At 62.8% G+C, this 25,310-nt stretch carries 18 protein-coding genes and 2 pseudogenes; 7 read left to right on the top strand and 13 right to left on the bottom strand.

All coding sequences use genetic code 11. The annotated features are described in order from the left end of the window. Window positions 1-22 precede the first annotated feature (22 nt). The gene (locus tag BN2476_RS24155) at window positions 23-1,018 is read left to right on the top strand and encodes an aldo/keto reductase (protein WP_087736693.1); all 996 of its coding nucleotides are present in this window, start codon (window positions 23-25) and stop codon (window positions 1,016-1,018) included. A gap of 227 nt (window positions 1,019-1,245) precedes the next feature. On the opposite strand, the gene BN2476_RS24150 is transcribed toward BN2476_RS24155, so the two are convergent. Together BN2476_RS24150 and BN2476_RS24145 are read right to left on the bottom strand one after the other, a co-directional pair. After that, the gene (locus BN2476_RS24150; RefSeq protein WP_087736692.1) at window positions 1,246-1,608 is read right to left on the bottom strand and encodes an RcnB family protein; all 363 of its coding nucleotides are present in this window, start codon (window positions 1,606-1,608) and stop codon (window positions 1,246-1,248) included. Between the two features lie 139 nt (window positions 1,609-1,747). Continuing rightward, the gene (locus BN2476_RS24145; protein WP_087736691.1) at window positions 1,748-2,740 is read right to left on the bottom strand and encodes a quinone oxidoreductase family protein; all 993 of its coding nucleotides are present in this window, start codon (window positions 2,738-2,740) and stop codon (window positions 1,748-1,750) included. A 183-nt stretch (window positions 2,741-2,923) separates the two neighbouring features. Between BN2476_RS24145 and BN2476_RS24140 the strand changes: the two genes are divergently transcribed. Next, complete coding sequence (locus BN2476_RS24140) at window positions 2,924-4,285, top strand: MmgE/PrpD family protein (protein WP_087736690.1); 1,362 nt, start codon at window positions 2,924-2,926, stop codon at window positions 4,283-4,285. 51 nt (window positions 4,286-4,336) lie between these two features. After that, window positions 4,337-5,044, top strand: coding sequence for a GntR family transcriptional regulator (locus tag BN2476_RS24135; RefSeq protein WP_087736689.1), 708 nt, complete (start codon window positions 4,337-4,339; stop codon window positions 5,042-5,044). Between the two features lie 63 nt (window positions 5,045-5,107). Here the strand turns inward: BN2476_RS24135 and BN2476_RS24130 are convergent, their stop codons facing one another. From BN2476_RS24130 to BN2476_RS24105, 6 genes are all read right to left on the bottom strand, one after another. Continuing rightward, on the bottom strand, window positions 5,108-6,517 hold the full coding sequence (locus BN2476_RS24130; protein WP_087736688.1) for an MmgE/PrpD family protein: 1,410 nt from the start codon (window positions 6,515-6,517) through the stop codon (window positions 5,108-5,110). A 12-nt stretch (window positions 6,518-6,529) separates the two neighbouring features. Beyond that, complete coding sequence (locus BN2476_RS24125; protein WP_087736687.1) at window positions 6,530-7,924, bottom strand: MFS transporter; 1,395 nt, start codon at window positions 7,922-7,924, stop codon at window positions 6,530-6,532. A gap of 139 nt (window positions 7,925-8,063) precedes the next feature. Continuing rightward, the gene (locus BN2476_RS24120) at window positions 8,064-9,551 is read right to left on the bottom strand and encodes an MmgE/PrpD family protein (RefSeq protein WP_087736686.1); all 1,488 of its coding nucleotides are present in this window, start codon (window positions 9,549-9,551) and stop codon (window positions 8,064-8,066) included. A 13-nt stretch (window positions 9,552-9,564) separates the two neighbouring features. Continuing rightward, window positions 9,565-11,046, bottom strand: coding sequence for an FAD-dependent tricarballylate dehydrogenase TcuA (tcuA, locus tag BN2476_RS24115; RefSeq protein ID WP_087736685.1), 1,482 nt, complete (start codon window positions 11,044-11,046; stop codon window positions 9,565-9,567). Between the two features lie 367 nt (window positions 11,047-11,413). Then, window positions 11,414-14,335, bottom strand: coding sequence for a putative bifunctional diguanylate cyclase/phosphodiesterase (locus BN2476_RS24110; RefSeq protein ID WP_235850936.1), 2,922 nt, complete (start codon window positions 14,333-14,335; stop codon window positions 11,414-11,416). A gap of 167 nt (window positions 14,336-14,502) precedes the next feature. Further along, a complete protein-coding gene (locus tag BN2476_RS24105; protein WP_087736683.1) occupies window positions 14,503-15,246 on the bottom strand; it encodes an N-acyl amino acid synthase FeeM domain-containing protein in 744 nt (247 codons plus the stop codon). Window positions 15,247-15,888: 642 nt separating this feature from the next. On the opposite strand from BN2476_RS24105, the gene BN2476_RS24100 reads away from it, so the two are divergent. Then, window positions 15,889-16,791, top strand: coding sequence for a DMT family transporter (locus tag BN2476_RS24100; RefSeq protein WP_087736682.1), 903 nt, complete (start codon window positions 15,889-15,891; stop codon window positions 16,789-16,791). Window positions 16,792-16,808: 17 nt separating this feature from the next. On the opposite strand, the gene BN2476_RS24095 is transcribed toward BN2476_RS24100, so the two are convergent. The 5 genes and pseudogenes from BN2476_RS24095 to BN2476_RS48375 all read right to left on the bottom strand — a co-directional run bounded on the left by BN2476_RS24095 (window position 16,809) and on the right by BN2476_RS48375 (window position 23,086). Continuing rightward, the gene (locus BN2476_RS24095; RefSeq protein ID WP_087736681.1) at window positions 16,809-19,301 is read right to left on the bottom strand and encodes a glycogen/starch/alpha-glucan phosphorylase; all 2,493 of its coding nucleotides are present in this window, start codon (window positions 19,299-19,301) and stop codon (window positions 16,809-16,811) included. Between the two features lie 206 nt (window positions 19,302-19,507). After that, window positions 19,508-20,530 carry a helix-turn-helix domain-containing protein gene (locus BN2476_RS24090; RefSeq protein WP_087736680.1) on the bottom strand — a complete coding sequence of 341 codons (1,023 nt, stop codon included), beginning with the start codon at window positions 20,528-20,530 and terminating at the stop codon, window positions 19,508-19,510. Between the two features lie 117 nt (window positions 20,531-20,647). Beyond that, entirely contained in the window at window positions 20,648-22,039 is a 1,392-nt protein-coding gene (locus BN2476_RS24085; RefSeq protein ID WP_087736679.1) for a response regulator receiver protein, read from the bottom strand. 193 nt (window positions 22,040-22,232) lie between these two features. Beyond that, window positions 22,233-22,397, bottom strand: a pseudogene (locus BN2476_RS24080) (c-type cytochrome); the annotation flags it as partial. A 56-nt stretch (window positions 22,398-22,453) separates the two neighbouring features. Beyond that, window positions 22,454-23,086 (bottom strand): cytochrome c oxidase subunit 3, encoded by a 633-nt coding sequence (locus BN2476_RS48375; RefSeq protein ID WP_143811026.1) that lies wholly within the window; start codon window positions 23,084-23,086, stop codon window positions 22,454-22,456. Between the two features lie 746 nt (window positions 23,087-23,832). Here BN2476_RS48375 and BN2476_RS24065 point away from each other — a divergent pair. The 3 genes and pseudogenes from BN2476_RS24065 to BN2476_RS48365 all read left to right on the top strand — a co-directional run. Continuing rightward, window positions 23,833-24,069, top strand: a pseudogene (locus tag BN2476_RS24065) (ParB/Srx family N-terminal domain-containing protein); the annotation flags it as partial. Then, complete coding sequence (locus tag BN2476_RS24060; RefSeq protein ID WP_160111742.1) at window positions 24,057-24,620, top strand: DUF421 domain-containing protein; 564 nt, start codon at window positions 24,057-24,059, stop codon at window positions 24,618-24,620. The pseudogene BN2476_RS24065 and the gene BN2476_RS24060, both read left to right, overlap by 13 nt. A gap of 17 nt (window positions 24,621-24,637) precedes the next feature. Then, entirely contained in the window at window positions 24,638-24,832 is a 195-nt protein-coding gene (locus BN2476_RS48365) for a hypothetical protein (protein WP_087736677.1), read from the top strand. Window positions 24,833-25,310 lie beyond the last annotated feature (478 nt).

Here is a 25,310-nt window from a genome sequence, read left to right as displayed (position 1 = left end):
GCCAAACTGCACGGAGGATGAGATGGACTATGTGAAGCTGGGTCGCACCGGACTCGATATTTCCCGACTCTGCCTGGGCTGCATGACCTACGGCGCCCCCGAGCGCGGCCCGCATCCATGGACGCTGAACGAAGACGCGAGCCGCCCGTTGATCCGTCAGGCGCTCGAAGCCGGCATCAATTTCTTCGATACCGCGAACACCTATTCGGACGGTACATCCGAAGAAATTGTCGGCCGCGCGTTGAAGGAGTTCGCCAGGCGCGATGAAATCGTGCTCGCCACGAAGGTGTACTTTCCAATGGGCAATCGCGCCGATCCGAAGAAGCCCAACGGTTCGGGCCTGTCGCGCAAGGCGATTTTCCAGTCGATCGACGCGAGCCTGTCACGCCTCGGCACAGACTACGTCGACTTGTACCAGATCCATCGCTGGGACTACGCGACGCCGATCGAAGAGACGCTGGAGGCGCTGCACGATGTCGTGAAAGCGGGCAAGGCACGCTATATCGGCGCGTCGTCGATGTTCGCGTGGCAGTTCGCCAAGGCGCTCCACGTGGCCGAACGAAACGGCTGGACACGCTTCGTGACGATGCAGAATCACCTGAACCTGCTGTATCGCGAGGAAGAGCGAGAGATGCTGCCTCTTTGCGCGAACGAAGGAATCGGTGTGATTCCGTGGAGTCCGCTTGCGCGGGGCCGTCTGACCCGCGACTGGAGCGAGGCCACGGAACGCCAGAAAACCGATGGCTTCGGCAACAGCCTTTATGACAAGACGGCCGACGCCGATCGTCGCGTGATCGAAGCGGTCGCGAAAGTTGCAGCGGCGCGCGGCATTCCGCGTGCACAGGTCGCACTCGCGTGGGTGATCGGCAAGGCAGGAGTGAGCGCGCCGATCGTTGGCGCATCGAAGCCGCATCATCTGGACGACGCCATCTCGGCGCTCGATGTAAAGCTCACTGCGGACGAACTGGCATCGCTGGAGGCACCGTATGTCCCGCATGAGGTGGTGGGCTTTCAGTAAGCGTCTCGAACGCATGAGCATGCTCACGAGCGACTCATGAACTTTACTTTTGCTTTTTAATGTTCCCGGCATCGATAGTTCCATTGTCAGGACACGGGTTTTATATCCTGACATGGAGCTCGTAGTAATCGACGTTTGTCCCGCGCCCCCATGCGCGGGACTTTTTTTATCTTTACGTGTCGTCGCGTCGGACCGTCCCGCATTTCCGCACGCAATAGAAGAAGGGATCAGTGAGCAGAGATCAGCACACTGGCAATGACGCCCGTAGCGACCACCGCAAGCACATAGTCGCCGTTCACGCCAACCCAGTGATAGCCACGCGGCGGAGCAGACAGGCCGTGCGAGTGCCAGTCATCGACCTCATAGTTGCGATCGCGGTACTCGGCCGGCAAACGATCGCCCTTGTGCCAGTCATTATGCGGAATCGGACCGCCGGGCCGGCCTGCATACGCATCGTGCGCGGGCGGTGGCCGGTGTGAGCCATGACCGTGATGATCCTGATAATCCGGTCCATGCGGCTGTGCAAAAACTGTCGACGACATGCCGACCATCGAAACCATAACGAGTGACGCAATCGCTTTTAATTTCATGTGACACCCTCATGAAAAATGGATAGTGGGGATCTCCGGTGTAGTCCGACAAGAACTTCCCGTTTCACTATATCAGCCGTAGATCGAGAACATCGTCAAGGAATGTTCAATGTAAATTCGTTACGCCAATGCATTAGCGCTAACGACCGATCTCTAGCACCGCCTTTCCGGTTTGCCGACGTTCTTCCAATGCCGCATGCGCTTCTTCCACGTCATCGAACGTGTATCGCCTGTCGAGCTTCACATGCAGCGTCCCATCGAGCAGGCCTGCAAAGACCTCGTCCGCGCGTCGCTGCACCGTCACTGCATCCTGTAGATAATCTGTAAGCCGCGGACGTGTCAGATACAACGAACCCGCTTCACCCAATTCGATCGGATTGAGATTGCTCAACGATCCGGACACCGATCCATAGTTGACGATCAAACCGCGCGTCCGCGCTGCCCGAAAGCTGTCCCTTAACGTCGCCCTTCCCACTGCATCGAACACGACGTCGACGCCAGCACCGTTCGTCGCTTCGCGAATCCGGTCTGCGAATCGTCCGCCTTCATACAGCATCACATGGTCCGCGCCGAGGCTCGCCGCGATGGCCGTCTTCTCGTGCGTGCTCGCCGTTGCGAACACGGTGGCGCCGGCGCGCTTCGCCATCTGCACCAGCAATTGGCCGATGCTCCCCGACGCCGCATGAATGAGACACGTGACGCCCGGCGCAAGTTGCCCCACGCCGTGGCAAAGGTAATGCGCCGTCGAACCCTGAAATAGCGCGGCAGCAGCCAGATCGAAAGCGATGCCATGGGGAATGCGCGCAACGCGCGACGCGGGCACGGCTGCGTAATTTGCGTAGCTGCCCCAGGCGATACACCACGCCACGCGATCACCCGGCTTGAAGCGATCGACACGCGTACCCGTCTCCATGATCGTGCCCGCACCTTCCATGCCCAGCGTCACGGGCAAGCGCACGGGATAACTCCGCGACGACGCATACTTGCCTTGCCGCGTATGCACGTCCATGAAATTGATGCCGGCAAACGCGACTTCGATCAGCACTTCATCGGCTTGTGGTGTCGGCACCGGCACATCCTGGCGCAGCAGCACTTCAGGACCGCCATAGCGTTCGATACGGATCGCCTTCATATCGCCTCCGCGTTTCACTGGTAATCGCCATTATAGAAATGCGCGTACGTTGGTATACAATGGTACTCGAGTGTTCGAAAAGCAGAGAACTGATTTGCGCGGATGTGCAACACGACGCAGCAGCGCCCATGATCCGAACTGTGCAAGGCCAGAACTTCTTACTACTTCTCCGACACCGCACACATGACCACGCTCTCCTATGAGTTCACCGAGCGGATTCTCGGCTGGCAAGCCGACGACGCGAGACTTGTCGAACGCTGCCGGTTGATCCTGCTCGATGGCCTTGCCGTCGCCGCAGCGGGTGCTGCGCAACCGGGGCCGACGCACATGGCCGGATTCTCGAAAGCGCACCAACAGGCTGACGGACCTTCGACTGTCATCGGGCATGGATTCTGCGCGCCCGCCGCCGTCGCGGCGCGCATCAACGGCATGTCGATGCATGTGCTCGACTTCGAACCCATGTGGAACCCGCCGAACCACGCGGTATCGACGCTGTTGCCCGCACTGCTCGCGCTCGCCGAACTGCGCGAGCGGGAGAGCGGCGTGGCACACGGGAATGCGCTGCTTCGCGCGCTCGCCAAAGGCATCGAAACTCAAGGCCGGCTGCGGATGTCGTCGGGACAGATCGAGCCGGCGCAACTCACGCTGCATCCGCCCGGCGTCGTCGGGCCGCTTGCCGCGGCGCTCGCGTGCTCGGATCTGCTCGGCCTCGACACGGCGCATGCGACGGCGGCGCTGGGCATCGCGGCCTCGCGCAGCGGCGGCGTGCTCGCGAACATCGGCTCGCAAACGAAGGCGCTCCATTGCGGCGATGCCGCCGCGCATGGTCTCGAAGCGGCTCTGCTGGCCGCTCGCGGCTTCACGGCGAGTACGGACGCACTCAGCGGACCGCGCGGCTGGGGCAACGCCTATTTCGGCGCGCGCTTCGACAGCGACTGTCTGCTTGCCCCGATCGGTGTCGGACGCGCGCTCGAGCCCGGTCTGTCGTGGAAGCTGTTTCCTTCGCAGTTCGCGACGCATTACGCGATCACGGCCGCACTCGATGCGCGCGCGCAAGCCGACGCCTTCCGCGCTGACGATGTCGAAAGCATCGAACTGCATGCTCCATCGATGCCGTACATCGACCGTCCGCAGCCGCAGACAGGACTGGACGGCAAATTTTCGTGGCAATACACGACGTGCGTCGCGCTGCTGGACGGTCGCGTCGACCCGGACTCGTTCAGCGATACGCGCCGCTTCGCGCCCAATGTCGACGCGATGCTCGCGCGTTTCAAGCTGAGCGCCGATCCATCCATCAGCGGCGCGCTCGACAGCATGTACGTCGAACTGAGCGTGCGGCTGAAGAACGGAGCCCGGCTATACGCGCGCTGTGATGCACCGCTAGGCAGCTGGAATCGCCCGGTGGACAACGATGTCGTCAGAGCAAAGGCACGTGGGCTGCTGGGGGATGCCGTCGGCGAGAGCCGCGCGGATCGGATCATCCATCTGGCGGAAAGCAAAAACACACCGCTCGCCGTGCGCGACCTGATGGCCTGCCTGCCGTAAATGCGCCGTTCTATACTTGCACCAGAGATTACAAAGACGAGGGACTAGCCGGTGACTGGAAAGCTCAACGCGACGATCGATGAAGCCGACACGACGGCCGATTTCGGGCAAGGGTCGCTCGCCCAATATGTCTACGCCCAGTTGCGGCAGGAGATTCGCAGCCGGCAGCTCGGATCGAACGAGCGTCTGCGCGAGGCCGACATCGCGCAGCGCCTCGCCGTGAGCCGCACGCCTGTCCGCGAGGCTCTGAAGCGTCTCGAAGCCGAAGGCATGGTGCGCTTTGCGCCGCCGCGCGGTTTCGTCGTCGTGCAGCTCTCGCCGAAACAGGTGATGGAGCTCTACGCGATGCGCAAGGTGCTGGTCGGCGCGGCCGCGCGGTTCGCCGCCGAGCAGGCGTCCGCTATCGAGATCCTCTCGATGCAGCAGGTCATCGCGCAACTCGAGCGCGCGAAAACGCCCGACGAGGTCGCCGCGCTCAATCGACGCCTGCACGAAATCATCGTCGCCGCTGCGCATAACGAGTATTTGTACAAGACGTCGAATGTCCTCATCGATGCGCTCGGCCTGCTCGGCACGACCACTTATTCGATGCCGGGCCGCATCAAGAGCGGCCTGAAAGAGAACAAGGAGATCGTCGCCTGCATCGCACGCCACGATGCGGACGGCGCGGAGAAAGCGGCTCAGGCGCACGTTGCGGCCGCAACCGAATTGCGCCTGAAAATGCTGTTCGGTGACGAGAACGCGAAAGGCGGTGCGTAGCGGACTCGCCCTATAACGCATACGTCGTCGAGAGAGTCTGCGCGGCACCGCTCTCTATTGCGGCTACGCTGCGCGAAGCAACTGCATCATCGCGCGCACCTTGCGTTTTCCTGGCGAAAGCAACGCATCGAGCAACGTGTCCACGCGATCGGGCGACAACATCAAGCCAGCCGTGCCGCGAAACTTCCGCGCGATCTCGTGTTCGCCCAGTGCGCGCTCTCCGCTTCCCAAATTGATCGGCACATGTTCGCTTCGCTGCGAGCCGTCGTGCATTCTCACTGTGACGCGGCCCGAGAAATAACGCGGGAAGTCCGCATCAGGATCGACCGCACATCGCACTTTGGCAGCGAGCTTCAGGATGCCTGGGTCGCGCAATACATCGTCTTCTAGTTCCGCAAGGCCGAAGCGCCCGCGCAACAGGCACGCCACCACGACAAAATGCGTGCTGAACTTCGCGTCGTAGTCCGTCTTCGGCGTCATCTTCGCGACGGCCGGCTCGGCGACGATCGGCATCGTCGGCGCGGGCAACAGGCAGACGATCTCTTCGATGTCGTCCGCCTTCATCTGCGCATCGTGCAGACGCAGTGCCGCTTCCGCGCATCCGTGAATGAAATGACACACGGGATACGGTTTGATCGCGGTGCCGAACATCGTCCACTCGTCGCCGAGTCCCTTGCTGATCGACTCCAGATCAATCGCACCTGCATGCTCCTGCAGATGCGAATCGAACAGTCCGAAGCGGCCTTCGTATGGACGCGATGGTCCTGCAAAACCATTCGCGGCAAGATGCGCTGCCGTGATCCCGGCCAGCGCGCCCCAGCCCGGGTGCATTCGCTTGGTCCATGCGCCCTCTTCGAGGAACACCTGAACGCCCGCCGCCGTGCTCGCCGCAATGCCCTGCGCCGCGACGAGTTGCGCCGCATCGAGCTTCATCAGCTTGCCCGCGACGATCGCCGAACTGAAGTGCGCGACGATCCCCGTCGCGTGAAAGCCTGCGTGATGGAAGCCGCCCTTCACGGCGACGCCAAGACGTATCGCCACCTCCATGCCCGCGACGTAAGCGGCGAGCATGTCGTCCCAGTCCGCGTCGACTGCTTCGCCCACCGCGAGTGCCGCTGGCAGACAGGCGACGGTCGGATGCACGATCGCAAGCGGATGCGTGTCGTCGAAATCGAGGCCATGCATCAGAAAGCCATTCGACAATGCGGCATCGCGTGGCGCAAGCGACGACGCGCTGCCGATCACGGTCGCATCGCCCGCCGCTCCCGCCGCTGCAAAGCCGCGCAATGCGGGTGCTGCGAACGCAAAGCGCTGCGACGCGAACGCAAGTCCGATCGCATCGACGATGTGATGCGTCGCCTTGCGGCGCAACCCGGCGGAAAGCGCAGACGGTTGCAGCGCAGACGCAAACTCTGCAAGACCGCGCGCGATGACGGGCGGGCTGGCCTGGCTGGGCTGATCGGTATCGGTCATCGAATGTCCTCTTCAATGGTCGCCGGGGCGAAGCACGTGTGCATCGAGCCGCTGTTCGAGGTTTTCTTCGTGCACCGGGTTGATCGTCTCGAGCCGGCGTCCCGTCGTTCTTGCACCGAAGATCAGCGTGACGGCTGACGTCGCGAGCCACGCGCCCGCGATGTACACGAACACCCACACGTAGCCGAAGTTCGTGAAGATCGCCGCGACAATGAACGAGTTGCCGACGTTCGCGAGCCGACCCATGCCATACGCGAAGCCTGCACCTGTATTTCGGATATCGGTCGGATACTGCTCGGGCGTGTACGCGTAGCACAGCGCGGCGAACGTCTGGATCAACATGCCGACGAGGAAACCGAACGACACGATCAGCACCGGCTCGAAGCTCAGCCCGTAGAGCAGTCCGAACACGGCGATCAACGCGGCCGCCGCGGCAATGCTGAACTTGCGCTCCACGCGATCAGCGAGATACACGGCGATGAGCGCGCCCGGCACCGCGCCGATGTTGATCAGCGTGATGTACGTCAGGCTGTGCACGATCGTGATGCCATGCTTGACGAGCAGCGTCGGCACCCACGCCTGAAAGCCGTAGAAGCCGAGCGTCTGGAAGATCCAGATCGCCCATAGCGTCAGCGTGCGTCCGATGTACTGACCTTTGAACATCGATGTCCAATGTGCGCGCGCTTCCACCGGCCTGTTGACGGTGACGGCTTCAGGCAGCGGACCCGTCGTCTTCTCGACTTCGGCTTCGATCCCGCGCAGCACACGATCGGCTTCTTCCGTGCGTCCCTGGCGCGCGAGCCAGCGCGGCGACTCCGGAAAGTGGCGCACAAACAGCAAAAAGAGAATGCCCAGCGAGCCCCACACGAAGATCCATCGCCACCCGTCGGGCCCCGAAGGCACGACGAGCCGCGCGACCCAGCTTGTGATCGGGATGCCGCACAACGCGATGACCATCGCCCAGCCTTGCCATGTGCCGCGTGTCTTGGCCGGAAACAGCTCGGCGATGTACGCCATCACGACGGCCGTCGCTGACGAGATGCCCACGCCCGTCAACACGCGCGTGATGATCAGCATCGGAATATCGGGGGCAAGCGCATTGGCGAGCGAGAACGTCGAATACGCTATGACGTACACCACGAGCGCGCGCTTTCGTCCGATCTTGTCGGAGAGCATGCCGCCAAGCGTCGCGCCGACGAACATGCCGAAAAACCCCGCTGACGTGAGTAATGCGATGCTCGAGATCGGCAGCCCCCACTCCTTGACGAGCGCGGGCGCCGCATACGAGAACGTGAAGATGTCGCTGATATCGAAGAAGAACGGCAGACTCACCAGCAGCAGCAATCGCTTGTGAAAGCGCGAGACAGGCAACCGGTCGACTCGCGCGGCAATCAGCTCGTCATTCATGGGACGCCTCCCATCCCGCGAACCCCGCGCGACCATTACGAACTGCGCTCCCACTTCCAGATGATCCGAAAACATTCAGCATGTCTGTCTCCATCCGTAGTTTCTTGTCTCGCAACCGGCTGCCTGTTCGCCTGCGCACTCACGGCACCCAGGCTGTTTCCTCCGACTTGCGCTCAGGCGCCGACGACACTTCGAGTTTTTGCTTTGCAACGTCGCCGCCGGGCAGCACACGCTTTGCCAAGAGACGCGCAAGCGTGCTGACGTCGCTCACTTCTTCGAGCGCTTCGAGCCGCTCGTAAAGCGCGAGTGCTTCGGATGAACCGATCGCCCGCTTGCTGCAATCGGCGAACTTCTCCCACAACTCGTCTGTCGACATCGGATTCGCGGGTCCACGCCCGATCAGATTGTCGATGCGGCGCGACAGCACGCGTCCGTCGCGCAGCGTCAGCGTCACTTCCGCGCCGAACTGGTGCTCCGCGTCTTCCGGCATGTCCGGATGCGGATCGGTGCGCGTGATCGCGAGCAGCCGACGAACGCGCGGATCGAGATGCGCGTCGCCCTCGAAATTCTCGAGCCGCACGACACCATCGACAAGCGCACGCGCGACCGCATATTGCACGCTGAACTTCGCGCCGAGCGGCGTGCGCGGATCGGGGTTGTCGGTGTGCGGAAGCCGCCGCCGGTGCGCCTGAATATGAATCGACTCGATCTGCTCCGGCTTCACATGCTCCTCATGCACGAGCGCAAGCGCCATCGCGATCGCCGGATGCGTGCTGCCGCAGCATGGAAACTGCTTGAGGCCCAGCGTCTCGCTTTCGACCTCCAGCGGCGTGCCCCAGTTCTCGAAGATACGTTGCGCGTCGTAATGACCGGGGCCATTGAACGCATTGAAAAAGCCCTGCCTGTGTTCGATCGCCGCGGCATTCGCGGTGAAGCCGCGTTCCGCGATCAGCACCGCAAAGAGGCCGCTGCGGCCGATGTGCCCGACATGCAATGGTTTGACCATCGTTCCGAAGTTCGCCTTCAGCCCTGCCGCCAGCGACGCCGCAATCGCAAGCGCCGTTGCGATCTGTTCGCTATCGAGCTTCAGCAGATGGCTTGTAGCCGCGACGGTTCCGAAGATGCCGAGCGTCGCTGTCGGATGCCAGCCCTTGTCGTAGTGGTGAAAATTCACCGCGCGCGCAAGCCGTATCTCCGTTTCAATACCGATCACATACGCGGCGATCAACGCGTTGCCGGACAGCTTGCGTTCTTCGGCGAGCGCAAGCAGCGGTGCGACGAGCGGCACCGATTGATGCCCGCCCATGGGCTGGCTGAAATCGTCGTAGTCGAGGGCATGCGAGGCCGTGCCGTTGAGCAACGCGGCATCGAGTGCAGACGTTCTCACGTTCGTGCCCAGGACCGTGCACTTGCCGGGCGCATCGGCGATGCCCGGCGTGTCGAGCAGAATCCGCACGCAGGGCTCGGCGGAACCTGCGAGCGTCACACCGATCGTGTCGATGATCGCCGTGCGCGCCGCCGCAAGCGCACGCGGCGTCAGATCTTGCGCGTCGAACGCGGCGATGCGCTGCGCGAGCCGCTTTGCAATCGGCCATTCGCGTTCGTCGTCCAGTTGAGGCTGGCTCATGTTCCCCTCCTCTTCAGGCGCGCGCTGAGGTCCGGCCCGCGATGCGCCCGAACGTTGCGCCCGAAACCAGTCCCGTGCCCGCCGGATAGTTGTCGTAGAACAGGCCGCCGACCATTTCGCCACACGCGGTGAGACCCCGAATCGGACGCCAGTCCGTGCCGATCACGCGCGCCTCTTCGTCGACCTTCACGCCGCCGAACGTAAACGTGATGCCGCCCGTCGCCGAATAGGCGTAGAACGGCGGCTTGTCCAGCTTGAGCGCCCAATTGGATTTCTCCGGCGTGAGGCCGTGTGTCGACAGACCGTCTTTGCCCGTCGCATCGAAGCCCTCTTCGATATCGTGTGCTGCGGCGTTGTACTCTCGGAGCGTCTTGAGCGCGCGCGGCTTGTCGTCGATATCGAGTTGCTCGATCAAGGCCTCGAGCGTATCGGCTCGAAGCGGATCGCTTGTCGAGTAACGCGGTTCGAGCAGATGCACGGTTTTCGAATCGAACAGCTGATAGACCTTCGCACCGGGTTCGGCGAGAATCGCGCGCCCGTATTTGGCGTAAGTGAACATCGCGCCGTCTTCGCCTTCGTCGACGAAGCGATTGCCTTTGCGGTTGATCATCACGCCATACAAGTAGCTCAGTCGATTGCTGCGGTCTGTCATTTCGCGCGGCGCGAAGTTGCCCCAGTCGGCGCTGATGGGCGTCGCGTGACAGCCGCTCCATTGCCCCCACGGCATCGCGCCGATGGCCATCGCCATGCGCAGCCCGTCGCCCTGATTGTGCGGTGTGCCGCGCACTTTCGCGCCGCCGACGAGCGGGCCGATATGTTGCGTGCGCATCTGCACGTTCGCTTCGAAGCCGCCGCAACCGAGAATCACCGAACGGCTCCGCAATTCGTGAATACCTTCGTCATCGCGCACGCGAACGCCGCTCACGCGACCGCTTTCGTCCTGCAGCAGCGCAGTGACGGCCGCACCGTAGCGCACCGCGATGCCGAGCCGCTCGACGGCCGCGAACCAGCTGCGCGAAAGGCCCACGCCTTCATGCTCCGCCCGCACGACGAGCCCGCGCGCCCAGATGATCTGATTGCCCTTGCGCACGCCCGTCAGGCTGACGGCGGGCTCCATCTTGATCTGACCGGTTTCGTGCATCCAGAAGACGGTGTCCTTCGAGTTGTCGACCAGCACGCGCGACAGAACAGGATCAGTTTGCCCGCTCGTGACACGCATCAGGTCGCCGTGGAAATCGGCGCGCGTATAGGGTTGGATGCCGGCATAGAAGTCTTCGAACTCTTTCTCGACGCCAGGCAGCAGTGGCCCGATTTCGCGCGGATCGTCGAAAGCAAATCGCAGCACGCCGCCGCTCCAGTGCGTATTGCCGCCGCGCATCGCGCGAGGCGCCTTCTCCAGTACGACGACGCGTTCGGCGCCGTTCTCGCGCGCGGATACTGCTGCTGCCAGCGCGGCATTGCCCGCGCCTACGACGATCACATCATAGTCAGCCATTCTGAAGCTCCCGTTGTTCAACTGTTATCAGACGTGTTCTGGTGCGATGCTGCCTGAGTGGCACGTCGTTTCGCTCCAACTCAGAGTACGTCGGTATACAACGGTACTCTAATAAGTACATTCCCTGGCAAGCAATGCCGATGAGTTTTTTCGGGAAAATTTCAGAGAAGGAGGAAAGCAGGCGCGACGCTTGCAGGGAGGAACGGCTGCGTCGAATGAATTGAGCGAAGCGAGGGTTATATCCGTGGAAAGCGGTCATGAAGCGTCATTGACGCTTGAGAGCACCCACGCGCTATTGGATGAAGGGATGAAGCGCGTCGGCGCGCAAGCCTCCGATGCGGAGACTGCGCCAGTTCAGTACACGAGCCTAGTAAATCTCGAAGGGGTCGTTCGAACGCGCCTGCGCGCTGATCGCGCTCGCCACGGCGGAATCCGTCACGAAATCAGCGGACGACTTCGCTGCGAGAATCAGCTCGGGCTCCAGTGGCCGCGCGATCGCGTAGCCCTGCACGTAGTCGACGCCGAGTTCCCTGAGCATCGTCAGCGTATCGGCGTCCTCGACCCACTCCGCGACGCTGCGCATGCCGAGCGCGCCCGCGAGCGAGACCAGCGCCTCGACGATCGCCACGTCCTTTGGATGCTCGCGCATCGAACGCACGAATTCGCCGTCGATCTTCAATGCATCGGCGGACAAGAGCTTGAGATAACGGAACGACGTATAGCCCGCGCCGAAGTCGTCGAGCGCAATTTTCGCGCCGAGGTCATGAATGCGCGCGATAAAGCGCTGCGTGTTCTCCAGATCGTGCAGTGCGACACTTTCGGTGATTTCGAGGCACAGGTACTGCAAGACGGGCCGGTGCTCCACCAGCAGATCGAAAATCTCGCGCGTGAACCGCTCGTCGTTCAGCGACGCGCCGTTCAGGTTCACGCAGATGAACTGCGTATTCGCAAGATGCGCCTGATGCCCGGAGATCCATTCGAGCGTGGTCTTGACGACCCACATGTCGATGGCGGCGATCGCGCCCGATTCTTCGGCCGCGCTCAGGATGCGGTCCGGCGTGATGAGCTGCCCTTCCGGCGAGCGCATGCGCAGCAGCACTTCGAAGTTCAGCGAATCATACGGCGCGGACAGCGACATGATGGGCTGCATCAGCAGGAACAGCCCCGGCGGGAGACTGGTGCCGCGGAACGACTCGACGAGCCGCAATTCGGCCGCGCGGTGCTCGAACGCCGCGGCGCCGCGCCGGTACGCAACGATGCTGTTGCCCGATTTGTGCTTCGCCTCGCGGCACGCACGGTCCGTGTGCGCGAGCGCATCCTGCACGCGCATGCCGTGCTCGCATTCGGTGAGGCCTATCGACGCCTTGACCATGAACGCCCGGTTGCCGACCTGATACGGCACATCGTTGATCGCGTTCACGACGTTGGTCCAATGTTCGAGCGCTTCGTCGATCGACACGTCCTTCATGATGCAGACGAACTCGTCTCCGCCGATACGCCCAAGCGCGCAGCGCTCGTCGAGCATGCCGACGATGCGTTTCGCGACCAGCCTCAACACTTCGTCGCCCGCCTGATGGCCGAACAGATCGTTGATCAGCTTGAAGCGGTCCAGATCGATATAGACCAGCACCCAGCGCGAAACCGTCTCAGACTGCGCCGCGATCGCGCTCTCCACGCCGCGCCGGTTCAGCAGGCCCGTCAGCGAATCGTGCTCGGCGAGGAAACGCAGACGCTCGACAGCCTTCGAGCGCTCCGTCACGTCCTGCAGCGACCCTTCGATAAACTGGCCGGAGCGGATCGCCGAAATTTGAAAGCGCCGGTCGGACTGCCCGAGCAACGTCATGCCGTTGATACCCGCTTCGCCACCCGAGCCAACCGAGCCGCCCGTCAGAAACGACTCCAGCTTGCCCCACGCTCCCGCTTCGAAGAAATCGTTCCAGTGATGCATCCGGTACGACACCCTGTCGAGGGCGAGCATCTGCAGCAGCGCCGGGTTCGCGCGAACGAAGCGGCCCATCGCATCGAGCGTGAAAAGCCCGACGGGAGCCACGTCATAGGTGTTGCGCAAGTCGATTTCGGCCTGCCGGCGGTGCTGTCGTTCGGCACGCATCTGCTCGGCGATTGCGAACGCGGCCATCATGCTCGAAGTCAGCGCGGCCAGCACGGGGCTCACCCCTGCCGCGAGCGCGGGCAGGCCGAACACCGCGCCGATCAGCTCCGAGAACGTCGAGCCGAGCACGACCGCGAGCGAGCCGACGTACCACATCACCGTCCGCGAGCGCGCTTTCCTGACGAACTGCGCGAGATGAAGGATCAGCACGCAGATTCCGAAGCCGCCGAGCGACCACAGCGCCAGAATGAAGCGCGAATACGGCAGCACCAGCGCGGCGACCAGCAGCAGCACGCCCGCCCACTGCGCCGTCCGATAGAGCCGGATGAACCCGGTGCGGCGCAGCTCCCGGCGGAACAGCCGGCTGAACAGCGCGCCCGTCACGATGTAGTACGCGGCAAAACTCAGTTCGCGCAAGAAGGCGATCGACGTCGAGGGAATCGTCCGGTCGACCCATTGCGTGTCCCAGCCCATCGCGTTGGCGCACATGCGCAGATTGCCGACCAGCCACATGGAAAACAGCACGTACGTCCATTCGCGATTGATCAGCGCGGTGACGAACACGAAGCACGCGAGGGTCAGCAGGCCGCCGGCGATCAGCGCGGCGCCTTCCTGGAAGTCGAGTTCGGAGACGTGAAATTCGTCGGGGCCCCACGACAGCACCGACACCTGAGCCGGCCCGGAATACGTCGCGCGGCACAGGATTACGTTTGCGCTATCGTTTGCGTCGAACGGAATCGCAAAGCCGGCCTTGGCCGCGCGCATCGGCACCGTCTGGTGCTCGCGGTCAGCCTGGCCGAGCGGCGTCAGATTCGAAGCGAGCCAGCATTGCATCGACGTGGCGTGGCGCGACGGGAATTCGAGAATGCGGTCCGCCGAACGGGATGCGGGTGCGAGGAATTCGATCCAGATCGGGGTTTCCGAAAGCTTCGTGCCGTAGCGGGTCGTTTCGCGCGCGCCGGACAGCGCCGCGCGGGCCTCCACGGGCCCCATCGACGCGGTCTTGTCGTCGAGTACCTTGAACTGCAATGGTTGCGCGGCTTTCGGCTGGAATGCGTGCGGCAGGCACACCAGCACGACGACCGTGCCGATCGCAACCGCGGCCGGCACGCCGTAAATGGAGAACGCGTCCAGCCACGCGTCGATCGACGAGCCAGCGCAACGTAGTATTCGTGACAACCATCGCGACCGCATCATGTCTGCGGCACCCCCAATGCAGCAAAGCCTGTTTTATGACGGCTGTGCAACCCGATAACGCACAGCCGTGCTCTTTCCGTCATTTGATCCGCCACCCGCATCCGCATTATCCCTGCAATAACGCGGCGCCGGTGGCTGGCCGGCAATTATTACGCCGCCGCCTCGAGGCAGAGCGCCCCTTCCGCGGGGTGCGTCAGGTCCAGGTCCGGGTGAGGCGTTTCGAACACGAACCTGTACAGCGGGTGCCTCGCCTCCGCCCAGCGCCGGCGCGCCGCCGATACCTCGCCCGCCATGACACGGTGCGGCAGCCCGCCGACATGCGTCATTGGAACATAACGGTGATCGGCAAAAATGTCGCGAAACAGCATCGCCTCGTACTCACGGTCGATGGGCGAACGTGCCGTGATCAGCAGCCAGTCGATGCCCCGCTGCTCGCACAGCAGGAACAGCGCCTTGAACAGCATCATCTTGACCATCCGGCCGCTCGACGGCCCCGTCACGGCGAGGCGCGTCGCTTCAGCCAGCCGGCCCGACGCGCACCAGGACGGCAGCTCGACCGAATGCTCGACGGGCAACTCCGCGAATTCGTTTGTCTGAACCCGCATCGTGCCAATTGGTGCGCGATCGAGCCTCGATTCCGCGAGCAGGATCGTCGTGCCCGGCGCGATGTCGACGTCCTCGATGGTCATCGTTCGCGCGAACTCGGGCAAGTGACGCCCATAGGCGCTGCGCCTGACGGCCACGGCCTTTGCGATGTCCTCGCGGGTGACGGCTATACGTACTGTAAACGGCAGACGTTCCGGCTCCTGAAGGCCGATGTTCGCAACTTTCTGGTTTGCTTCGCCGTCGCGTGCCGTGCGAATGACTTCGTGGTTGAGCTCGAGAATTTCCATTTTTCATCCCTTTTATTGGTCGTAGATCAGACATCCGCTGACGTTCCATATGCCCGGAGCGGGTCCGGAACGACAGCGGCAGCCAAGAGGCGGTCCTTCAATTTCACTTCGCAGTACGACGGGGACTGGCATCCACCTGGATAGTGGGTGTAGCGCGTGCTGTCAGAATCGAAGCCGACTCTGATGCGATGGTGTCACTTTTCATCAGACAGCACTCGCTCGAACACAAAAAAGCCGCCTTTTCAAGCGGGCGGCGCGACTGTCGAACGTGGCCGGTTGGGTCGGCGAGATGCGGGAAGTTCTGCACGCCCCTGTGTCACGGGAAGTACACCGACGGGCGCCCCGTTGCGGATGAACGGCAGGCCGATGTCGGGCTGCGCACCCGAAAGGTGCCTGTGGAGGGATGCTTTGATAAGGCGTCTTGAGCGAGCCGGGCTTGATTTACAGGGTAGGAGCCGCGTGGGGAAACGGTGTTTTGGATTTGAGGCGGGCACAAAGTGTCCAGTCGCACCTCACGTGAAATCTGCATTTGCTGTGCCATCGCCATCACCCGTTCGCGCGTCTTGCGACTGACCCGCTTGTCAACGCAGCGATTGTGCGTTGCAATCACCCCCCGTGACTTCACAACCAACAAGGATGTAAATGGAACAGGCGACGAACGCAGTATCAGCCGACGGACAACGCTGGTTGACGGTCGCCGGCCCCGTGATCTTTCTGCTGTTGTGGTCCGCCGGTTTCCCGATTGCGAAGATCGGCCTGCGCTATGCGTCGCCCCTCACCTTTCTTGCGATCCGCTTTGCATTGAGCGTCAGCGTGCTCGTCGTCCTGTGCGCGGTGCGCCGGCCTGCATGGCCGCGCGGGCTGGATGCGTGGAAGCATCTGATCGTCGTCGGCTTTCTCGTGCAGGTGCTGTACTTCGGGCTGAGCTATCTGTCGATGACGGCGGGCATCGAGACGTCGGTGCTCGCACTGATCGTCTCGCTGCAACCGATACTCGTCGGCGTGCTCGCGCCGAAGCTGGTCGGCGAGCGCGTCGGTGCACGCCGCTGGACGGGGCTCATACTCGGTCTCGCGGGCGCGGCGGGTGTCATCGTTGCGCGCAGCCGCGTCCAGGTGGATTCGCTGGGCCCCGTTCTGCTCGCAATCGGCGCGCTGCTCGGCATCACGGGCGCGATGCTCTATGAAAAGCGCACGGCCGCATCGAACGATCCGTTGATGGCGAATCTCGTCCAGTACGCGGTCGGCCTCGTGTGTTGCGCGCCGATGGCCATGTTGTTCGAGCATGGCCACGTGCAGTGGACGGGGACCTTCACGGCTGTCATGGCGTATCTCGTGCTCGGCAATTCACTGATCGCGATCAGCCTGCTGCTCGCGATGACGCGCGCCGGCAAGGTGTCGAAGGTGGCTGCGCTGTTCTTCTTCGTGCCGCCTGCCGCGGCGCTCATGAGCCATGCGTTTCTCGGCGAAACGCTGCCGCCGTCCGCGTGGTGGGCAATGGGTGTTGCGGTGGTCGGCGTTGCGATTGCAACTTCGCAGTCACGATGATCCGCACTCACCAGCCGTCATTCAAGCGCGATTTTTACAGGCGAGATCTTCCAGATCCGTTCGCAATACTCGGCGATCGCTCGATCCGATGAGAACTTCCCCGAGCGCGCCGTATTGAGTATCGACATGCGAGTCCAGCGTGCCGGGTCCAGCCACGCAGCGCTCACGCGCTCCTGGCACGCGACGTAATCGGCGTAATCGGCGAGCACGAGGAACGGGTCCGCGTGCAGCAGATTGTCGACCAGCGGCCGAAACACGTGATGGTCGCCGCGCGAGAATTGTCCGCCTGCGATCAGATCCAGCACTTCGCGCAACTCCGCATTGCTTTCGACATGCGCAGCGGGACGATAGCCTTCGCGCCTGACGCGCTCCACCTGCGCGGCAGTGAGGCCAAAGAGGAAGAAGTTCTCGTCGCCTGCTTCTTCGCGAATCTCGACGTTCGCGCCGTCCAGCGTGCCTATCGTGATGGCGCCGTTCATCATGAACTTCATGTTGCCGGTGCCCGACGCCTCCTTGCCCGCGGTCGAAATCTGCTCGGACAGGTCGGCGGCGGGATAGATGAACTGGGCATTCTTCACGTTGAAATCCGGAAAGAACACGACCTTCAGCCTGCCGTGCATCGCGGGATCGTTGTTCACGACTTCGGCGATGCCCGTAATCAGCCGGATCATCAGCTTCGCCATCGCATAACCCGGCGCGGCCTTTCCGCCGAACACGAAGCAGCGCGGCACGGCGCCATGCTCGACGTTGCGGCGCAGGCGCTGGTAAAGCGTGATGATGTAGAGCGCGTTCAGATGCTGTCGCTTGTACTCGTGGATGCGCTTGACCTGAATGTCGAACAGCGCATCGGGGTCCACGTCGATATTCGTCACATGGCGAATCTGTTCCGCGAGAACCTGCTTGTTCGCATGCTTGACGGCACGCCATTGCTCGTGGAACGCGGCATGGTCGGCGTACGCTTCGAGCCTGCGAAGCTGTGTGAGATCAGTGACCCAGCCATCGCCGACTGTTGTGTCGAGTAGCCGCGCAAGACCCGGGTTGCTCAGCAGCAGGAAGCGGCGCGGCGTGACGCCGTTGGTGACGTTGTCGAAACGCTCGGGCCACAGCTCCGCGAAGTCGTGCAGCACGGTCTGCCTGAGCAGCGTCGAATGCAGCGCCGCGACGCCGTTGACGGCGTGGCTGCCGATTGTCGACAGATACGCCATGCGGATCTTCTTCTCGCCGCTCTCGTCGATCAGCGACATGCGCGCGACGCGCGCCTCGTCGCCCGGATACTTTCGCCTCAGGTCGTCGAGGAACCGGTGATTGATCTCGTAGATGATTTCGAGCGGACGCGGCAGCAATCTGCCGAAGAGCCGCAAGCCCCACGTTTCGAGCGCTTCGGGCAACAGCGTGTGGTTGGTATAGGCGAGCGTGCGGCACGTGATGTCCCATGCTTCGTCCCAGGGAAGAAGCCGTACGTCGACGAGCAGGCGCATCAGCTCGGCAACGGCGATGGACGGATGCGTATCGTTCAGCTGAACTGCGAACATGTCGGCGAAACGCGAGACGTGCACGCCCTTCAGATCGAGAATGCGCAACATGTCCTGCAACGAGCAGGAGACGAAGAAGTACTGCTGCGCAAGACGCAGCCGCTTGCCGGCTTCGGGTTCGTCGTTCGGATAGAGCACCTTCGACAGCGTCTCCGAAATCACCTTTTCCTGCACGGCCTGGTAGTAATCGCCTGCATTGAAATCCTGCAGGTCGAATGACTCGATTGCCTCGCTTTTCCACAAGCGCAACGTGTTGCACGTGTTCACGCGAAAGCCCAGCATCGGCGTATCGCAGGCCACGCCCTTGACCATCCGTGCCGGCATCCAGCGCACACGGAAGCGGCCTTGCTCGTCGGTCCACTTTTCCGTATGTCCGCCAAAGGCGGCGTAATAACACACGCTCGGGCGCACGATTTCCCACGGGTTGCCTTTTTGCAGCCACTTGTCGGTGACTTCCACCTGGCAGCCGTCGCGTATCTCCTGATCGAAGATGCCGAACTCGTAGCGGATGCCGTAACCGACGGACGGTATCTGGAGCGTCGCCAGCGAGTCGAGATAACAGGCAGCGAGCCTGCCGAGCCCGCCATTGCCGAGCCCCGGCTCTTCCTCCAGCGCGAGCAGCGTATCGAGGTCCTGGCCGAGCGACTGCATGACGGCGCGCGCGTTGTCCTCGATGCCGAGGTTCACGAGATTGTTGCCGAGCTGCGGGCCGATCAGGAATTCAGCGGAGAGGTAGCACGCGACCCGCAGGTCGCGCACGACATAGTTCTGGACCGTCGCGGCCCAGCGCGCCAGCATGCGGTCACGCACGCTGTACGATAGCGCCATGTACCAGTCGTACGGCGTAGCGATGCTGGGAGGACGCGCCTGCAGGCAGATCAGATTGTCGAGCACGCCGCGCCGCAGCGCATCGACGGAGAGCCCGGTGCGCGCCGATCCGGCGCTCGGGGTTACGTCTGATGTCGGGTTGGTGGTCACGTTGCGTCCTCCCGATTCGCCGCATCAAAGGCATGGCGGTGCCACGCCCGTTCGCCGATACGGGGCACGACCCGCGCCCTGGCCGAACGAACCTCAACGCCAGCATATGTTACGGCGCAAGGATTGCAAGTTCGACGACCCGCGCGGGCTTTCCGCTGACGATTATCGGGTGCGCAACGCTACGCATGTCGATGGACGAAAGAAGATCATGCAGCGGCGCACTGCGTTGCCTCCATGTCCGCCTGAACCTCGAGCGGCCGCTCGTTCGCATGGACAGGCTGCAGACCATTCGCACTGGCACGCTGCCCCGCGCGATACTCGGTCGGCGACTTCCCGAGACAGCGGCGAAACAGCTTGCCGAGCCTGCCGCCGTCGGTCAGGCCGACACGCCGTGCGATCTTGTCCGCGGGCAGCGAGGTTTCGGCGAGCAGCACGCAAGCCAGATCGAGCCTCGCCCGTTGCAGGTATTCCGATGGCGAAGTCCCGAGGCACGCCTGAAAGTAGCGCAGCAACGTACGCTGGCTCATCGCGCACGCGTGCGCCGCATCGGCGACGCTGACGGGACGGTGACAGTTGTTCTTGAGCCACCGCCCGGCCGCGCGCACCTTGTCGGCAGTGCTCATGCCCGTGTCGATCGATGACAGAATCGTGTCGACCTGTACGCTGACCGTGCGATGCAAGGCCTCGCGCGCAATCGTCTCGCCCAGATCGTCGCGAATGATTTCGAAGGCCGCTTTGATCGCGCCGGATAATCGCGCTTTGGCCTGCGAGGCCTGCATGACACGATCACGCTCGGATACGTGCGCGCAATCGTGTGCGGTATCGTGCACGGTATCGGCCGCGAGAAATCGCACGGGCGTGGCTGTCGCCCTGACGCGCTGCAGCCACGCTGCATGGGATAGCCCGTTGCACACCTCGTCTGCGTTCGGCCCTGCGGCGACGAACACGCACGCGAATCGCGTCCCGATCGTATCGCCCAATTTGCCCGTCGACACAACCAGCGAACGATGGCACTGCACGACGCCGCCATGCGCGGACAGAAACTGCATCCCGTACTTGCACGCGTGCTGAACGCCCGCCAGTTCGCTCGCGCAGTCGAGCGCTTCGGCGACGACGGCTACGCCCAACAGGTCGCACGCATCCGTCAGCACGAACGCGACCCGTTGAAAGCTCGAAACACTGCCTCTGTATCCGTCGGCGAGTTGACGCCCGTTCTCTGCCACAAACATGATTCCTCCACCTGATTCATCGAGACATGCGCCGGCATGTATCGACAGACAAGACGAACTTCTTCAGACGTTTTCGCAACCCTGCCGACGCCCGGCAACGATGCGCGCGTTGGCGCGCTACCGTCTGCCCAGCGCTTCCATAACCGCTTCCACCACTTCGCCGGGATCGGCGGAGCGCGGAAACCACCCGTCCCACTGTGTCCAGTCGAGGCGCGCATCGTCGCTCGAAAAGGCGATCATCACGGGACGGCCCGCGCTGCGTTGGATCGTGTCCAACACATCGCCGCGATCGCCGGGAAAAATCCGACTCGACGTGACGATGACACGCGGATCGAGCCGCCGCGCGGCATCGCGTGCTTCTTCCAACGTGACCGTCGGCATCACGACGACGCCGCGCGAGGTCAGCCGGGAAGCCAGCGCCGACAGCCTGCCTGTATCGGGATCGAGAATCAGCACGTCGACCCTGGCAACGTGACTGGCCGGCATCCGACGCAGACGCGAGCGAGCGCGGCGCCACCGCCTGAGCGGCCACAACATCCGGTTGAACGCGTGCGCCAATACAACTCTACGCAAGATGCGCGCCACGCTGAACGTCGGGTGGCGCGCCTGACGTTCGAGCAGCCGCTTGCTGTCGGGCAGATGCAGCAACGTACATCCCTTGAACCAGCGCAGATCGCGATGCGTATTGCCGGACCAGTGGCGTCCCACCAGCCGGTGTGCGCCGAGATCGATGATCTGCTGTCCTTCTTCGGCGAGCAGGTTCAGCGCCGCGGAGATGAACGTCTCGTCGCCGTTGTGGTTCAACTGGTCGATCGAGGACCTGTACCGTTCGAAGCATGCGCGTGCGCGGGGCCCGAGCTTGTCGATGAACGCCGCCGATGCCAGCAGCGCCTCGCCGCCGAACCATCTCGGATTGACAAGCCGCTTGCCTGCGACCGTCTCCAGATCGGCGATGACGCGGCTCTCGCCATAAGCGGAGAACTCCTGATCGGTGATGTCATATGCGCCCACGCCCGTCGCACGGCAGCGCAGCAGCAGTTCCGCGCTCACGCCCCGAAGCGCAAGCATGTCGGTATCGAGCAGCATCAGCAGCTGGCCTTCGTCTAACGTAGCGGCCGCCTGCGCCAGCAAATCGAGCTTGAAGTGCGTGCCATAGAACCGCGTGGCCTTCGGCAACTCGAGTGTCGAGGGCCTAAGCTGCAACACATCGGGACGCCAGTCCGCGGCGATATCGGCAAGATAGTGCTCGACCCGGTCCGCCACGTTGGTCGCGACGGTCAATCGCGGCAAGCCGGCAGCGAGCAGGCTCCGGTTGAGCGTGATGGCCTGTTGGAGATATGCGAACGGATCGACGCTCGTGCTGTTGGGACTGCCAACACTGTCCGTGTCGACGTACACGAGCGCATAAGGTACGACGCCCGAATGGGAACGCGCCACACGCGACGGACGCTGTGTGGTCCGCGCGGAGGGCGACCGAAAACCGTTGCGAAAGACAGCGGTGTCGAGCATGGTCGCCTCCAGCAGACTGCATCGACGCGCGGCATGGCATCCGCCACCTCGCGCATCTCGTTCCCAAAGACTAGTCGCTACGGATTACCTTATTAAGACCGTCGTTATGTCCGAAGATCGACTCTTTCGTATAGATGCTATGCCTCGGCATGAAGTATCGCGAACGCAACGATTCGACTCTAGCGCTTCAGCGCTACTTGCCTGTTTCTTGACGGATGCGCGCTACTTCATGTGTCGTCACAGGCGCGGCATCGTTGCCCCATGTATTGCGGACGAATGTCAGCACACGCGCCATTTCGGTATCGGTCAGCTTGCCCGCGAACGACGGCATTTTGCGCCCCGAGTTAAAGTGCGGAGTGTCGATGCGCGCCGCCGCCTCTTCGCGCCGCTGCCGCGTTTGTGTGCGGTTGTCGCTCATGCGCGCCCCCTCAGCACATACGGCGACAGATAGATCGTCGTGAAGATGAAGAGCCACACGAGATCGACAAAATGCCAGTACAGTCCGCCGATCGTCAGCGCGAGGCAGCGCTTTTCTCCGACAGGGATGTGAATCTCGTTCGCCGTGACGAATGCGGGGCCGCCGTCGGCATCGCTGTAGTCGACTTTCCACCACCAGTCGTACGCCGTTACCGTCAGCGAAGGCGCATGCGGCGGCGCCGCTACCGAATCGAGCGTGACGAGCGTATAGGCGAGCGCCGCGATCAGCAGCGCGGACGAAATGCCCGTACCGATGTACACCCAACGAAGCGCGCCCTTTTCCCCTTGTTCAAGCGTGTTCGGGCCGCGTGCATGGCGGCGGCGTGCAATCGCAATGGCGAGCAGCAGCGCGACGATCGCGATCACGCTCATCGAGAGCGCGGCGAGCGCCCAGCCGAGGCGCATCGTCGGCCCAGCGGCGGGACCGCCCGCATGCAGGAAGTAATCGAGGGGCGCGCCCTGTGCATCGGTCTGTGCAGCCATCAAGCCAGCCATCGACGCGATCGCGGCGGCAGCACGAGTCCACACACCTCTGCCGCCGCGATGCACGTCTTCCGGCTTCCGTTGCATCCGCCTACTCCCCCTTTCGATGCCTGCATACCGCGACGTGACGCGCCCGTACTAGCTCAGCAAGAAACGGGCACGGTCCCCGTCGCGCAGCTTCTGCAATCAGGACGAGAAGCCACCGCAAACGCCGCATCATGTACGCAAAAACATGCCCGCAAACGCCAGCCTGCAATGCGCGTACGATTTACATCACACTGTGACCTTTACATGGACGTCAGCCGCCGTTCTTCGCATGTAAGCGCATCACGCACGTCCGCCCGCTAGTCCTTGCTGCCTGGAATGACCGAGCCCAACACCTGACGCGCGGTATTCGCAATCACGCTGCCTTCTTTCGGATCGCCCTCCATTAACGTCCGCGCGAACGCGCGCGCCTGCGCGATCGTCACGTGAGGCGGCGTGATCGTGCAGGTCAGCTCCGCCCTCGCCTATCGTTCGATTCCGCTGCAATCCGGAAGTCGCGGCGCGCGCGATCTATTGGGCCGCCACGCATCGACGCCGCGAAGTGGGTCGGCGCTTCGTCGATCAAGGCGATTGTCGCCAACAGATGGGTGCCGGGCTGGCTCGACCGCTATCTCGGACGCAGGGGCGTCGATGCGCAGCAGGATGCGCACATCGCTGCTGAAGCGCAGCCGTCGAGCGTCAGCCACTTCACGAACTTCGCATAGCGCGGGTACGGCACCGTGAATTGCAGCGCGATGGAGAGCACAGCGCTTCGAACAGGATGAGCCAGGCACGGGCACAAATCCTGCACCCCGAAGCCCGTAGCCGTCATGTATGGTCCTGGCGGCGCGCCGTACGCACTCGATCACCATCATGTCGGCGCCGCGTTGTGGCGCGCCGGTATCCGCATGATTCCGTTCGTCCTCTTGAGCGATCTGTCCTCACTGACGCAAGCAGAATTCTGGCTGACACTGGAAAACAACGCGTGGACTTATCCCTATGATCCGAACGCTCGGCTCGGCAGGAAACGAAAATGGATGTGCTGATTGCAGTATTCGGCGAGGGCAAAGACCTGAACGTGCTTCAGGCCGCGATGCGAGCGATAGTCGTATTCTTCGCTGCGCTGCTCTTTATCCGCATTTCCGGCCGACGTTCGTTCGGCCAGCGCTCTCCGTTCGACTATGTCGTGGCCATCCTGCTTGGCGCGACGTTGAGCCGCGTGATCGTCGGCGCGTCGCCCGTCGTTCCGACTCTGACCGCGTCGCTCGTGATCGTTCTGATCCATCGCGCGCTTGCATGGGTTTGCGTGCGGTCGCGATGGCTCGAATCGCTCGCGGTCGGAAGCGAACGCGAGATCTATCGCGAGGGCCGCTTCGACGCGCGTCAGATGTCGGCGGCTCTCATCACGAAGACGGATATCTTCGAGGCCGCGCGGCAGTCGTTTCACTCGCCTGATCTCGACGACGTACAGGCGGCCATTCTCGAACGCAACGGCGAGGTCAGCCTCATTCGCAAACGGAACCGTAACGGAACCGTTCGTGACGCAAGACCGAACATGAATGCACGTCGATTCGGCAATGACTCGACACGGGTATAGCGCTTGCGCTCTCTCCTGTGGTCACGGAAAGCCGAGGCCGACATGCACCAGGCGATACACCCTTGAACCCCCAAGACGAAGGACCGCCCGACGCGCCCGGTGTCGAAGAAGACGTGTGCCGCGCATGCCGCGGAACAGGCGCCGTCGAAGGGCGGCGCTGTAGCGTTTGCAACGGTACAGGAAAGGTCCTTCAGGGAATCGGCGGCGGCTAGACGAGACGCAACTTGCTGGACAACGGCCAGGCGATCGGCGAGAAGACACGCGCGCGTTCCAGCGGTGAAGCGTCGGAGCTGTCTCCTCCATATCTCCCCGGATATGGATTGCGCCCGCCCTGACGGCGGGCATTTTTTTGGTTCTTCGCGGATTTTGGGGGAAACGGCGGGTGTCGACCCTGTTCGACCCTTCGACCCAAGGCGAAATTAACGGCAACTACTGTGAGGTACAACGGCCATTCGTTTAATCACACAGGACCGCAGGCGATTGACCGAAGCGGCCGTTCGCGATCATCGTGTTTCGCGCCCTCAGAAAGACTGCTTTCAAACGAAGTCTCCGATCGGGGTAGACCCCACTCGGTCACAGTGACCGTGCAGCCGAACGGCCGATCTGCGGCGACCGTTCGGGCCGGTAATGGATGCATTGTGAAGACCGCCACGAACAGCCGACTAAACGACGTGTTTATATCGTTAATGG

The sequence above is a fragment of the Paraburkholderia piptadeniae genome (assembly GCF_900007165.1).
GTDB lineage: Bacteria > Pseudomonadota > Gammaproteobacteria > Burkholderiales > Burkholderiaceae > Paraburkholderia > Paraburkholderia piptadeniae.
The sequence above is the reverse complement of the archived record's forward strand: the minus strand, read 5'-3'. Positions and strand labels throughout refer to the sequence as shown.